Below are 13,496 nucleotides of genomic sequence, written 5' to 3'. Positions count from 1 at the left end.
CGACTGCGCCGGAAGTGGGGCGAATTATAGACGTCCAGGATTTGCCGTCAACACCTATTTTCATATTTCTGTCACAACAGCCAAAAGCCCCGCAAACACAGAGGCCGGTGTCCAAAGACACCGGCCTCTTCACCCACCTACCGCTTACAAGCTCGGGAAGGCGAACTGTGACGCCTCGTGGCTGGCACGCTGCGGCCAACGCTGGGTAATGGCCTTGCGACGGGTATAGAAGCGCACCCCGTCCGGACCATAGGCATGCAGATCGCCAAACAGCGAACGCTTCCACCCACCGAAGCTGTGGTAGGCCACGGGCACCGGCAAAGGAACGTTGACGCCTACCATGCCGACTTCGATTTCATCGCAGAACAACCGCGCCGCCTCACCATCACGGGTAAAGATGCATGTGCCGTTGCCATACTCGTGATCGTTGATCAGTTGCATCGCCTCTTCCAGGCTGTTGACCCGGACGATGCACAGCACCGGCCCGAAAATCTCTTCTTTATAGATGCGCATCTCAGGCGTCACGCGATCAAACAGGCAGCCGCCCAGGAAGAACCCCTCCTCATGCCCGGCCACGCTCAAACCGCGACCATCGACAACCAGCGACGCACCCGCCGATACGCCATCTTCTATATAGCCGCTGACCTTGTCGCGATGCTGACCGGTCACCAATGGCCCCATGTCCAGTCCGCACGACGTACCCGCGCCGATTTTCAGTGACTGGATCTGCGGCACCAGCTTGGCGACCAGCGCATCCGCCACCTGATCGCCCACACACACCGCCACGGAGATCGCCATGCAGCGTTCGCCGCACGAACCGTAGGCCGCCCCCATCAGCGCACTGACGGCGTTATCCAGATCCGCATCCGGCATCAAGACCGCATGGTTCTTCGCCCCACCCAGTGCCTGCACGCGTTTGCCGCGCCGGGTGCCTTCGGCATAGATGTATTCGGCAATCGGCGTGGAGCCGACAAAACTCAGCGCCTTCACCTCCGGCGCTTCGATCAGTGCGTCCACTGCAGCTTTGTCGCCATGCACCACGCTCAACACGCCTTTGGGCAGCCCGGCTTCCAGAAGCAATTGGGCGATCAGCAACGTCGAACTAGGGTCACGCTCGGACGGTTTGAGGATGAAGCAGTTGCCACAAACGATCGCCAGCGGGTACATCCACAGCGGCACCATCGCCGGGAAGTTGAATGGCGTGATGCCCGCCACCACGCCCAAGGGCTGGAAGTCTGACCACGCGTCGATGTTCGGTCCTACGTTACGGCTGTATTCGCCCTTCAGAATCTCCGGTGCCGCGCAGGCGAATTCAACGTTCTCGATCCCGCGCTTAAGCTCTCCAGCCGCGTCTTCCAGGGTCTTGCCGTGCTCTTCGCTGATCAACTGAGCGATGCGCGACTCGTTCTGCTCCAACAACTGCTTGAACCGGAACATTACCTGCGCTCGTTTGGCCGCCGGTGTGCTGCGCCAGGCAGGGAAGGCCGCCTTGGCGGCGTCGATAGCCTGCTGGACCGTCGCACGATCGGCCAGTGGCACCTGATGAATCGCCTGGCCGGTGGAAGGGTTGAACACGTCGGCGGTACGAGCGCTGTCGCTCAACAGTTCGCCATTGATCAAATGCGCAATGAGGCTCATGGGGACTCCAGAATGTTATCCACAGGCGCCCGCTGCCGGACGCCCGTATTGAAAGCTATATAGAGGGACGCGTCAGTCGAGTTTGTTCAGCACTTCACCGACCGCATCGAACAAGCGATCCAGATCCTGTGGCTTGCTGTTGAACGTTGGCCCGAATTGCAGAGTGTCACCGCCGAAACGCACGTAGAACCCCTTTTTCCACAACGCCATGCCAGCCTCGAACGGGCGCACGATCGCATCGCCATCGCGGGGCGCAATCTGGATTGCCCCGGCCAGGCCATAGTTGCGGATGTCGATGATGTTCTTCGCCCCCTTCAGGCCATGCAAGGCCTTCTCGAAATGCGGAGCCACCTCGGCCACGCTTTGTACAAGGTTTTCCTTTTGCAGCAGATCCAGTGCCGCCAAGCCTGCCGCGCATGCCACCGGATGCGCCGAATAGGTGTAGCCATGGGGGAATTCCACTGCGTACTCAGGCGTCGGCTGGTTCATGAACGTCTGGTAGATCTCGGAGCTGGCAATCACCGCGCCCATGGGGATCGCGCCATTGGTAACCTGCTTGGCAATGCACATGAGATCCGGGGTCACGCCGAAACTATCGGCACCGAACATCGAACCGGTACGGCCGAACCCGGTGATGACCTCGTCGAACACCAACAAGATGCTGTGCTGATCGCAGATTTCCCGCAGGCGCTTGAGATAACCCTCAGGCGGCACCAGTACGCCAGCGGAGCCGGCCATCGGTTCAACAAACACCGCGGCGATGTTGGAGGCATCGTGCAGTTCGATCAGCTTCAACAGCTCATCGGCCAAGGCGATACCACCCTCTTTTGGCATGCCACGGGAATAGGCATTGCTTACCAGCAACGTGTGGGGCAAGTGATCGACGTCCATCATCGCCTGGCCGAACAACTTGCGGTTGCCGCTGACGCCGCCCAGGCTGGTACCGGCGATATTCACGCCATGGTAACCACGAGCACGGCCGATCATCTTGGTCTTGGTCGCCTGGCCCTTGAGACGCCAGTAGGCGCGGACCATTTTCACCGCGGTATCGGCACACTCGGAACCGGAGTCGGTGAAAAACACATGGTTGAGGTTGCCCGGTGTCAGGCTGGTGATTTTTTCTGCCAGCTGGAACGACAGCGGGTGGCCGTACTGGAAGCCCGGCGAGTAGTCGAGGGTGCCCAGCTGTTTGGCGACTGCTTCCTGGATTTCCTTGCGGGTGTGCCCGGCGCCGCACGTCCACAGGCCCGACAGCGAGTCGTAGACCTTGCGCCCTTTGTCATCCACCAGCCAACTGCCTTCGGCGGCGACGATCAGACGTGGATCGCGCTGGAAGTTGCGGTTGGCGGTGTAAGGCATCCAGTGGGCATCAAGCTTGAGCTGGCTGGCCAGGGAGCCGGCAGCATGTTCGGGCATGTTCATCGACAGAACCTCGCAGGAGAGAAGCGACAGGGATCCAAAGGCGTTCTTGCAGCTAACTTGCCACGGCGATAAAGTCGATGAAATCCAACTTTTCTAACCTTCAGTCAGCGGATCACTAAACTATGAGCGCGCGTCGTCCCGATCCGCTGGCCCAAGTCAGCGACTTTGATATTCGTCTGTTGCGCATTTTTCGCAGCGTGGTGGAGTGCGGTGGATTCTCCGCAGCGGAGACGGTGCTTGGGATCGGTCGCTCCGCCATCAGCCAGCAGATGAGCGACCTTGAGCAGCGTCTTGGCCTACGGTTGTGCCAGCGCGGACGGGCGGGCTTTTCCCTGACGGAGGAAGGCCGCGAGGTCTATCAATCAGCGTTGCAGCTATTAAGTGCACTGGAAAGCTTTCGCACCGAAGTCAACGGCCTGCATCAACACTTGCGCGGCGAATTGATCATTGGCCTGACCGATAATCTCGTCACCCTGCCCCACATGCGCATCACCCATGCCCTGGCCCAATTGAAGGAACGCGGTCCAGACGTGCAGATTCAGATTCGCATGATCGCTCCCAACGAAGTCGAGCAAGGCGTACTCGACGGCCGATTGCATGTCGGCGTGGTGCCTCAGGCCAGTGCCCTTTCCGGGCTGGAGTATCAACCGCTCTACAGCGAACGTTCGCTGTTGTATTGCGCAGTCGGGCATCCGTTGTTTTATGTGGATGACCAACAACTGGACGACGCTCGCCTCAACAGCCAGGATGCCATCGCACCGACCTTCCGCCTGCCAGCCGAGATCCAGGCCCATTACCAGGCACTCAATTGCACTGCCAGTGCTTCGGACCGCGAAGGCATGGCGTTCCTGATTCTTACAGGGCGCTACATCGGTTACCTGCCGGATCATTACGCCAGCCTGTGGGTCCAGCAGGGACGGTTGCGCGCCCTCAAACCCACGGCCCGTTTCTATGATTTGAGCCTGGCGTCAGTCACGCGCAAGGGGCGTCGGCCTCATCTGGTGCTGGAGAGCTTTCTCCAGAGCCTGGCGGCAACCCGCTAACCCTTGGTCCGACATTGGCTGGGTTAGCCTGCCCCCAGCGAAAGGCTTTTAGCATGATGGCACTTGTCGGATCGCTGCCGGTGCGCTATCAACGCATTTGCTTGCCCCACAGACCCAGCCCGGAAACGCCCATGACCTTTGAAGTCCCTGCCCACGGTGGCAAGCCCACCAGCCGCATTCGTCAAAAAAACGAAGAGACCATCCTCAAGGCCGCCGAAGATGAATTCGCCCGTCACGGGTTCAAAGGCACCAGCATGAATGCCATTGCCTTGAAGGCCGGGCTGCCCAAGGCGAACCTGCATTATTACTTCACCAACAAGCTTGGGTTGTACGTGGCGGTGCTGAGCAACATCATCGAGTTGTGGGACAGCACCTTTAATACCCTCACCGCCGAGGATGACCCGGCCGAAGCCCTGACCCGCTACATCCGCGCCAAAATGGAGTTTTCCCGCCGCCATCCCCAGGCGTCCCGGCTTTTCGCCATGGAGGTGATCAGCGGTGGTGAATGCCTGACTGAATATTTCAACCAGGATTATCGCACCTGGTTCAACGGCCGCGCGGCAGTGTTCCAGGCCTGGATCGATGCCGGCAAGATGGACCCGATCGACCCCGTGCACCTGATCTTTCTATTGTGGGGAAGTACTCAGCATTACGCCGACTTCGCCACCCAGATCTGCCGCGTGACCGGTCGCAGCAAGCTGACCAAGCAGGACATGATCGATGCCGGCGACAACCTGATCCGCATCATTCTCAAGGGCTGCGGCCTGAAACCAACCTTTTAAGACGCTCATGCCTTTTACCCTCACCGGCTTTTGTGAATACCGCGAAGAAATTCGCAAAAGCCGCTTCATCACCCTCGCCGCCCCTATCACCAGCCCTGCCGACGCCGTGGCCTTTATAGAGCAGCACAGCGATCTGAACGCCACACACAACTGCTGGGCCTGGAAACTCGGCGACCAATACCGCAGCAACGACGACGGCGAACCGGGTGGCACCGCCGGGCGGCCGATCCTGGCGGCCATCGAAGCCCAGGCTTGCGATCAGGTCGTGGTGCTGGTGATCCGTTGGTACGGTGGAATCCAGTTGGGCACCGGAGGCTTGGCCCGGGCCTATGGCGGGGGCGCGAACAAATGCCTGCAAAACGCCGAGAAGGTTGAGTTGATCAGCCGTGTGGCGCTGCGCTGCACCTGCGGTTTCGCGGAACTGGCCCTGGTGAAACTGCGGGTCGCCGAATGCGGCGGATTGGTGAACACCGAGAGCTTTACAGCCAATGGCGTGGACTTGCAGGTGGCCGTGGGTGAAGCGCAGATCGAAACATTGCAAAAGCAATTGGCCGACCTAAGCCGTGGACGGATTCTGCTGGCCCGTTGAGCGCGAGGGGGGTCTGCGACTTTTCAGGGCAAACGCCATCGTGCGACTTGCCCACATCCACTGTGCACCCGACTGTGGATAACCTGAGCACATTCCGCTGTAACCCTTCTGTCATGCGGCTTTGCGGCCGTTGTTCGTTTTTTGATCAAAGCACTGTTTTCTGTACGAATTCTTCAGAAAAACAAATGCTTGCGAGGTTTTATCACCTTTAGAAGAAAGCCGGGCGCTGGTTATGCCGGACCTTCAGGCTTGCGCACAATAACTGTGGAACATCCTGTGGATAACCCGTTCATGGCTCACGCCGTCCTATGAAAGGCATGGCTCGCAGCCGCCTGATCATTTTTTAACCACCCGTTTCGGGGCACAAACAGCGCCTCTATCACCTGCTCGCCCCATTGCGGTGCCCTATCCACAGCGAGGGTGTTGGCGAGTAAGCCAAGCCGATAGGCAAAGCGCGGGGCTTGCTGACATTTCCTGACCTACTGGCCAGGAAATTGCTTTATCCACAGGCATTCATGTCCCCTGACCCGAGCCTGTCATGTCCGACCCCGATTCCATCCCGCGCCTGCAATTGCGCAAGATCAGCAAACGCTACCCAGGTTGCCTGGCCAATGACGCCATCGACCTGAGTATCCAGCCCGGCGAGATCCACGCGCTGCTCGGCGAAAACGGTGCTGGCAAAAGCACCCTGATGAAGATTATCTACGGCGTTACCCAAGCCGATTCGGGCGAGGTGATCTGGCAAGGCCAACGGGTCGACCTGCGCAACCCGGCCCAGGCCCGCAGCCTGGGCATCGGTATGGTGTTCCAGCATTTCTCGCTGTTTGAAACCCTTACCGTGGCGCAGAACATCGCCCTGGCCATGGGCGCGGCAGCCGGCACACCGGCGCAACTGGAGCCGCGAATTCGCGAAGTTTCCCAACGCTACGGCATGGCCCTGGAGCCGCAGCGATTGGTCCACAGCTTGTCGATTGGCGAACGTCAACGGGTGGAGATCATTCGCTGCTTGATGCAGGACATCCGTCTGCTGATTCTCGATGAACCTACCTCGGTGCTGACGCCCCAGGAAGCCGAAGAACTGTTCGTGACCCTGCGGCGCCTGGCGAGCGAAGGCTGCAGCATTTTGTTCATCAGCCACAAGTTGGGCGAGGTCCGCGCGTTGTGCCACAGCGCGACGGTGCTGCGCGGCGGACGGGTGTCAGGGCATTGCACACCAGCGCAGTGCTCGGACCGGGAACTGGCGCAGTTGATGGTCGGCGAAGCGGCCGGGCTGATCGCGGACTATCCCAAGGTCAGCGCGGACAAAGCGTTCCTTGAGATCCACAAACTGTCATGGCCAAACCCAGACCCGTTCGGTTGCTCGTTACGGGATATAGACCTTGAGGTACGCAGCGGCGAAATCGTCGGTATCGCCGGAGTGGCGGGGAATGGGCAGGACGAGTGGCTGGCGTTACTCAGCGGTGAAACGCAACTGCCCCGCCACAAAGGCGAGACGATCAGGTTCGATGGGCAACCTGTGGCGCATCTGCGCCCCGATGCCCGGCGCCGCCTCGGGCTGGCATTTGTTCCAGCCGAACGCCTGGGCCACGGCGCCGTGCCGCAATTGAGCCTGGCGGATAACGCCCTGCTCAGCGCCTTCCAACAAGGACTGATCCGTTGCGGCCTGATTCAACGGCGCAAGGTCGAGCACCTGGCCGAGGAGATTATCCGTCGTTTTGGGGTGAAGACGCCCGACACCAGAACCCCGGCGCGCAGCCTCTCGGGGGGCAACCTACAAAAATTCATCCTCGGTCGGGAAATCCTTCAACAGCCCAGGCTGCTGGTGGCGGCGCATCCGACCTGGGGCGTAGACGTCGGCGCGGCGGCGACCATCCACAGGGCCCTGATTGCCTTACGCGATGCGGGTGCCGCCATCCTGGTGATCTCCGAAGACCTCGACGAACTGTTCCAGATCAGCGACCGCCTCGGCGCTTTGTGTGGCGGGCGTTTGTCCGCCTTGAGGCCCACTGTCCAAACCCGGCTTAGCGACGTCGGCGGCTGGATGGCCGGCCAGTTCGACGCCCCTCAATCCCCTGATCCCGCGACGGTCTAACGGAGTTTTTATGCTGCTGTCTCTTGAACCCCGCGGCCAACAATCGCGCCTGATGCTCTGGTGCTCGCCGCTGCTGGCCGCCGTATTGACCCTGGGCTGTGGCTCGCTGCTGTTCGCCGTCCTGGGGCATGATCCGTTGCAAACCTTGTACACCTTGTTGATCGCCCCGATCAGTGATCTATACGGTATGTCCGAATGGCTGGTCAAAGCCTTGCCGATCCTGCTCTGCGCCCTCGGCCTGGCGGTGGCCTACCAGGCACGAATCTGGAACATTGGCGCCGAGGGACAATTGCTATTGGGCGCCCTGGCCGGCAGCGCCGTCGCGGTGAACATCATCGGCATGCAAAGCCGCTGGGCACTGGTGCTGATTCTGCTGACCGGCACCCTCGCCGGTGCCGCCTGGGCCGGGCTCACGGCGTGGCTACGCACGCGCTTCAATGCCAATGAAATCCTGACCAGCATCATGCTCAATTACATCGCACTTAACCTGCTGCTGTTCTGCGTTCACGGACCGCTGAAAGACCCGGCCGGGTTCAACTTTCCGGAGTCGGCGATGTTCGGCGATGCCAGTCGCCTGCCATTGCTGGTGGAAGACGGGCGGCTTCATGCCGGGTTGTATTTCGCCCTGCTGGCACTGGTGGCGGTCTGGGTGTTGCTGCAGAAAAGTTTTGTCGGGTTTCAGATCAAAGTGCTGGGCCTGGACGCTCGGGCCGCCGGCTTCGCCGGCTTTCGCCAGAAGCCGTTGGTGTGGCTGGCGCTGTTGATCAGCGGTGCACTGGCCGGGCTCGCCGGTGTCTGCGAAGTGACCGGGCCAATCGGCCAACTGGTGCCGCAAGTGTCACCGGGCTACGGCTATGCGGCGATTACCGTGGCGTTCCTGGGACGTCTGAATCCCATCGGCATTCTGTTCGCCAGCCTGCTGATGGCCTTGTTGTACATCGGCGGCGAAAGCGCGCAGATGTCGCTGAACCTTCCCCAGGCAATCACCCAGCTGTTCCAGGGCATGATGCTGTTTTTCCTGTTGGCCTGCGACGTACTGATCCTGTATCGGCCGCGCCTGAACCTGCGCTGGGCCCGGCGCACCCGGACCACCGCCGTACAGGCAGGAGCGCTGTGATGGATATCGACCTGTTGAGCAATATTTTCTACGCCATGATCCGTTGCGGCACACCGTTGCTGCTGGTGGCCCTGGGTGAGTTGATCTGCGAGAAAAGCGGTGTTTTGAACCTGGGCCAGGAAGGCATGATGCTGTTCGGCGCGGTGATCGGTTTTATCGTCGCGTTCAACAGCGGCAACCTGTGGCTTGGCGTGCTGCTGGCGATGGCCGCCGGGATGCTGTTGTCGGCGCTGTTCGCGTTGGTAGCGCTGGTGTTCAACGCCAATCAGGTGGCCACCGGGTTGGCGCTGACGATTTTCGGCGTGGGGCTGTCGAGTTTTGTCGGGGCGGCCTGGGTCGGCAAGCCGCTGGCGGGGTTCGAGCCGCTGGCGATTCCCTACTTGAGCGACATTCCGTTGATCGGGCGGATGCTGTTTGCCCAGGATCTGCTGGTGTACCTGTCTTTTGCGCTGTTCGCCCTGGTGGCCTGGGTGATTGTGAAAAGTCGCGTCGGGCTGATTATCCAGGCGGTGGGGGAAAATCCCGATGCCGCCAGTGCCATGGGCCTGCCGGTACTGCGGGTGCGGACCCTGGCGGTGCTGTTCGGCGGTGCCATGGCCGGCCTGGCGGGTGCCTACCTGTCGCTGGCGTACACGCCGATGTGGGCCGAGAACATGAGCGCCGGGCGCGGCTGGATCGCTCTGGCGCTGGTGGTGTTCGCCAGTTGGCGAGTCTGGCGCCTGCTGCTGGGCGCCTACCTGTTCGGCCTCGCCAGCATCCTGCACCTGGTGGCCCAGGGCTTGGGGCTGGCGATTCCATCGAGCTTGCTGGCGATGCTGCCGTACGTCGCGACCATTGTGGTGTTGGTGTTGCTGTCCCGGGACGCGGTGCGCACGCGGCTGTATGCGCCGGTGTCGCTGGGACAGCCTTGGCAGGCGGGGCATTGAGGTAGACGGCGGCGCGCCTATCGCGAGCAGGCTCGCTCCCACATTTGATCGGGGTGACCGTCAGTTTCAGGCTCGCCCCATCTCTCCCTGTGGGAGCGAGCCTGCTCGCGATGAGGCCCGAACAGGCAATACCTGAACCAAGCCCCACACCAACTCGAAAAACAGGAAAACCCACAACACCGCACTGGCCCCATGAAGCAGTGCATACAGCATCCAGGCCGAAAACAAAAACCGCCCCGCCGCGTCATAACGCCCGTACAGCGGCTGCGGATCACGAATCCGCAGCACCGCCCACACGCAGACAATCGAGCCCAGCAGATTCACCATCAGCACATGCGCCGGCGCGAACGGCGGCAGTTCTCCAGGCAGGTCAAATAGCTGAGTCATACTCATCAACACACCATGCAACGCCGCAAAGCTCCACGGCGTGGCCAGCACGGCCGACACGATAAGGTCGTACCAGGCGCTGCCGCGCACCACCCGGCGATATTGCATCAAAGTCCACATACACCTTGCTCCAGATAATTGGGAAGCAAAGAGCCTAAAGCCTGGGGTATGCTCCAAGGTCAAGCCCTTCGGAGACCCACCATGCGCATCGGTGAACTCGCCCAAGCCTGTGCCGTCAGCCGTGACACCCTGCGCTTCTACGAGCAGCGCGGCCTGATCGCGGCGCAGCGCAGCGCCAATGGCTATCGCCACTACCCCGCCGACATGGTGCAACTGGTGCTCTACATCAAGACCGCCCAGCGCCTGGGTTTTACCCTGGGCGAGATCGGCGCAAGCGTCGCCGCCCTGTGGCAGGCGCAGGACCCTGACTGCGCCGTGACGCAATTGCTGCTAGACAAACTGAACCTGATCGAAACCCGTATGACCGAACTCGACGCGTTGCGCCATGAGCTGAAACAACGGCTCGGGCAACGCTGTCCATTAAATCCGTGACCTTTTTTCATCAAGGATGCTCCTCATGAATTCGGCAAAAAACGCATTGATCATTGGCGCCTCCCGGGGCCTGGGCCTCGGCCTGGTGAAGACGCTGCTCAGCGATGGCTGGAGCGTGACCGCCACCGTGCGCAACCCGCAGAACGCCGAGGCGTTGAAGGCACTGGGCCCAGTGCGGATCGAAAAGCTCGACATGGACGACCAGCAAGCCGTCATCACCCTGAGCCAGCAGCTCAAGGACGAAACCTTCGACCTGTTGTTCGTCAATGCCGGCGTCAAAGGCCCTGACAACCAGAGCCCCGGCGGTGCGACGCTGGCCGAAGTCGGCCAGTTGTTCTTCACCAACGCCGTGGCACCGATCAATCTGGCCCAGCGTTTCGTCGGTCAGATCCGCGACGGCAGTGGCGTGCTGGCATTCATGAGCTCCGTGCTGGGCAGCGTGACCATGCCTGACGCCCCGGAACTGGCGCTGTACAAGGCCAGCAAGGCGGCGCTCAATTCGATGACCAATAGTTTTGTCACTCAATTGGGCGAGCAGACATTGACGGTTCTGTCGCTGCACCCGGGCTGGGTGAAGACCGACATGGGTGGCGAAGGGGCGGACATTGATGTCGAGACCAGCACCCGCGGCCTGATTGATCAGGTCAATGCCTTTGCCGGCAAGGGTGGGCATCATTTCGTCAACTACAAGGGCGAGACGATTCCCTGGTAACCCAAGCCTTCCCCCTGTGGGGGCGAGCCTGCTCGCGATTGCGGCCTGACATTCACCATGATGTCGACTGACACACCGCTATCGCGAGCAGGCTCGCTCCCACATGGCTCCCGTTCAACTCTGGAAATGTGCCCCGCAACCTGAGTAAACTCAGCACCTCGCCCTACCCAACGGGCGACCCTGGATCAGCAGACAGGGCATCACTGAGCTGGCTAACCTGAACCCACTTTCAGAGGAGCCGGCCACCATGCCTGCGACCCGTACCTGGTTAAAAAATCCCCTCGCCATCTTCACGGCCAACGACCTCGATGCCCGTGGCGGTCTTGTCCTGCAAAACGGCGTGATCGTCGAATTGCTGAGGGCCGGCCAGCAACCCGCCCAGCCCTGCGACACAGTCTTCGACGCCGGCGAACATGTGATCCTGCCGGGGCTGATCAACACCCATCATCATTTCTACCAGACCCTGACTCGCGCCTGGGCACCGGTGGTGAACCAGCCCCTGTTCCCGTGGCTGAAAACTCTCTACCCGGTATGGGCGCGGTTGACACCGGAAAAGCTCGCTCTGGCGAGCAAAGTGGCGCTGGCCGAACTGTTGCTTTCAGGCTGCACCACAGCGGCCGATCACCATTACCTGTTCCCCGAAGGCTTGGAAAATGCCATCGATGTGCAGGTACAAAGTGTCCGTGAACTGGGCATGCGCGCGATGCTGACCCGCGGTTCCATGAGCCTGGGTGAAGCCGACGGTGGCTTGCCGCCACAACAGACCGTGCAGCAGGGCCACGTGATTCTCGAGGACAGCCTGCGGTTGATCAGCCAATACCATGAGCGCGGCGACGGGGCGCAAATCCAGATTGCCCTGGCGCCTTGTTCACCGTTTTCGGTCACGCCTGAAATCATGCGCGCCAGTGCCGAGCTGGCGGAGAAACTCGACGTACGCCTACACACTCACCTGGCCGAAACCCTCGACGAAGAGGACTTCTGCCTGCAACGCTTCGGCCTGCGCACCGTGGACTACCTGGACAGCGTCGGCTGGCTCGGCCCGCGCACCTGGCTGGCCCACGGCATTCATTTCAATCCTGAGGAAATCACCCGTCTCGGCGCCGCCGGCACCGGCATCTGCCATTGCCCAAGCTCCAACATGCGCCTGGCCTCGGGCATCTGCCCTACCCTGGAACTCACCGCCGCCGGCGCACCGCTGGGCCTGGGTGTGGACGGCTCGGCCTCCAACGATGCCTCGAACATGATCCTGGAAACCCGCCAGGCGTTGTACATTCAGCGCCTGCGCTATGGCGCGCAGGCGATCACCCCGCAGCGAGTGCTGGGCTGGGCAACCCGCGGCTCGGCACAACTGCTGGGGCGCAACGATATCGGTGAGCTGGCGGTGGGCAAACAGGCTGACTTGGCGCTGTTCAAACTCGACGAACTGCGCTTCTCCGGCAGTCACGATCCGGTTTCGGCCCTGCTGCTGTGCGGCGCGGACCGGGCGGACCGGGTGATGGTCAGTGGGCAATGGCGGGTCATCGACGGACAGGTCGAAGGGTTGGACCTGAAGGGGTTGATTGCTGATCACAGCCAGGCGGCGCGGGAGTTGATCGCCGGCGCCTGACCGGACGCTATCGCGGGCAAGCCTTGCTCCCACATCAAGGGTGGATGTATGAAGCAGCCTGCCGTGAGACCAGTGGGAGCAAGGCTTGCCCGCGATACTCTTCTAGAGTCCCAGCAACGACAACATGATAAACGTCGCGAACAACACAAAATGGGTCATGCCTTCAATGGCATTGGTTTCCCCATCGTTGAGGTTGATGGCGCAGACGATCAAGGTGATGAAGATCATCACCGTCTGCACCGGGGTCATTGCCATCTGGAACGGCTGGCCGGTGTAGAGCGCCATCGCTTCCATCACCGGCACGGTGAGGATCACGGTGGACAGCGAAGCCCCCAAGGCGATATTCACCACCGACTGCATACGGTTGGCCAACGCCGCGCGCAAGGCGGTGAGGATTTCCGGTGCCGCGGAAATGGCAGCCACCAGAATCGCCGTAACCACCGGCGGCGCCCCTGAACCTTCCAGCCCCAGGTCGATGGCTTTGGACATGACCTCGGCCAACGCTCCGATCACTACGACGCCAAACACCAGCGCCGCGATGGAGAACGTCAGGCTGATGGGTTTCGGCTGGTTTTCCACCGGCTCTTTCCGACGGCGTTTTTCCGGGTAGCTGTAGCTGAAAAAGTAACT

12 protein-coding genes and 1 pseudogene are annotated in these 13,496 nt (G+C 61.1%); 9 read left to right on the top strand and 4 right to left on the bottom strand.

All coding sequences use genetic code 11. The features are described 5' to 3' along the window. Positions 1 to 144: 144 nt before the first annotated feature. Complete coding sequence (locus tag GSM73_RS03305) at positions 145 to 1,638, bottom strand: CoA-acylating methylmalonate-semialdehyde dehydrogenase (RefSeq protein WP_139051231.1); 1,494 nt, start codon at positions 1,636 to 1,638, stop codon at positions 145 to 147. A 72-nt stretch (positions 1,639 to 1,710) separates the two neighbouring features. Beyond that, the gene (locus tag GSM73_RS03300; RefSeq protein ID WP_160891558.1) at positions 1,711 to 3,060 is read right to left on the bottom strand and encodes an aspartate aminotransferase family protein; all 1,350 of its coding nucleotides are present in this window, start codon (positions 3,058 to 3,060) and stop codon (positions 1,711 to 1,713) included. A gap of 122 nt (positions 3,061 to 3,182) precedes the next feature. On the opposite strand from GSM73_RS03300, the gene GSM73_RS03295 reads away from it, so the two are divergent. The 6 genes from GSM73_RS03295 (at position 3,183) to GSM73_RS03270 (ending at position 9,609) form a co-directional block, all read left to right on the top strand. After that, positions 3,183 to 4,103, top strand: coding sequence for a LysR family transcriptional regulator (locus GSM73_RS03295; RefSeq protein ID WP_047227434.1), 921 nt, complete (start codon positions 3,183 to 3,185; stop codon positions 4,101 to 4,103). Between the two features lie 131 nt (positions 4,104 to 4,234). Continuing rightward, positions 4,235 to 4,885: a TetR/AcrR family transcriptional regulator gene (locus tag GSM73_RS03290; RefSeq protein ID WP_047227433.1), complete on the top strand. Its 651-nt coding sequence runs from the start codon at positions 4,235 to 4,237 to the stop codon at positions 4,883 to 4,885. Between the two features lie 7 nt (positions 4,886 to 4,892). Continuing rightward, positions 4,893 to 5,474 carry a YigZ family protein gene (locus GSM73_RS03285; RefSeq protein WP_076386466.1) on the top strand — a complete coding sequence of 194 codons (582 nt, stop codon included), beginning with the start codon at positions 4,893 to 4,895 and terminating at the stop codon, positions 5,472 to 5,474. Positions 5,475 to 6,012: 538 nt separating this feature from the next. Next, positions 6,013 to 7,566: an ABC transporter ATP-binding protein gene (locus GSM73_RS03280; RefSeq protein ID WP_160891556.1), complete on the top strand. Its 1,554-nt coding sequence runs from the start codon at positions 6,013 to 6,015 to the stop codon at positions 7,564 to 7,566. A 10-nt stretch (positions 7,567 to 7,576) separates the two neighbouring features. Beyond that, a complete protein-coding gene (locus GSM73_RS03275) occupies positions 7,577 to 8,683 on the top strand; it encodes an ABC transporter permease (protein ID WP_160891554.1) in 1,107 nt (368 codons plus the stop codon). Next, entirely contained in the window at positions 8,683 to 9,609 is a 927-nt protein-coding gene (locus GSM73_RS03270; protein WP_047227429.1) for an ABC transporter permease, read from the top strand. The genes GSM73_RS03275 and GSM73_RS03270 overlap by 1 nt, the downstream gene beginning before the upstream one ends. Positions 9,610 to 9,675: 66 nt before the next feature. Here the strand turns inward: GSM73_RS03270 and GSM73_RS03265 are convergent, their stop codons facing one another. Next, a complete protein-coding gene (locus GSM73_RS03265; RefSeq protein WP_047227428.1) occupies positions 9,676 to 10,116 on the bottom strand; it encodes a hypothetical protein in 441 nt (146 codons plus the stop codon). Between the two features lie 81 nt (positions 10,117 to 10,197). Between GSM73_RS03265 and GSM73_RS03260 the strand changes: the two genes are divergently transcribed. The 3 genes from GSM73_RS03260 (at position 10,198) to GSM73_RS03250 (ending at position 12,866) form a co-directional block, all read left to right on the top strand. Further along, a complete protein-coding gene (locus GSM73_RS03260) occupies positions 10,198 to 10,548 on the top strand; it encodes a MerR family transcriptional regulator (RefSeq protein WP_160891552.1) in 351 nt (116 codons plus the stop codon). 25 nt (positions 10,549 to 10,573) lie between these two features. Continuing rightward, positions 10,574 to 11,260 carry an SDR family oxidoreductase gene (locus GSM73_RS03255; RefSeq protein ID WP_047227426.1) on the top strand — a complete coding sequence of 229 codons (687 nt, stop codon included), beginning with the start codon at positions 10,574 to 10,576 and terminating at the stop codon, positions 11,258 to 11,260. Positions 11,261 to 11,507: 247 nt separating this feature from the next. Beyond that, positions 11,508 to 12,866, top strand: a complete 1,359-nt coding sequence (locus tag GSM73_RS03250; RefSeq protein ID WP_047227425.1) for an 8-oxoguanine deaminase — start codon at positions 11,508 to 11,510, stop codon at positions 12,864 to 12,866. 102 nt (positions 12,867 to 12,968) lie between these two features. On the opposite strand, the pseudogene GSM73_RS26810 reads toward GSM73_RS03250, so the two are convergent. Next, positions 12,969 to 13,496 (bottom strand): annotated as a pseudogene (locus GSM73_RS26810) (calcium:proton antiporter); the annotation flags it as partial.

The sequence above is a fragment of the Pseudomonas sp. PICF6 genome, assembly GCF_009831705.1.
Taxonomy (GTDB): domain Bacteria; phylum Pseudomonadota; class Gammaproteobacteria; order Pseudomonadales; family Pseudomonadaceae; genus Aquipseudomonas; species Aquipseudomonas rhizophila.
Note: the sequence above shows the minus strand (reverse complement) of the source record. Positions and strands in the feature narration are given on the sequence as shown.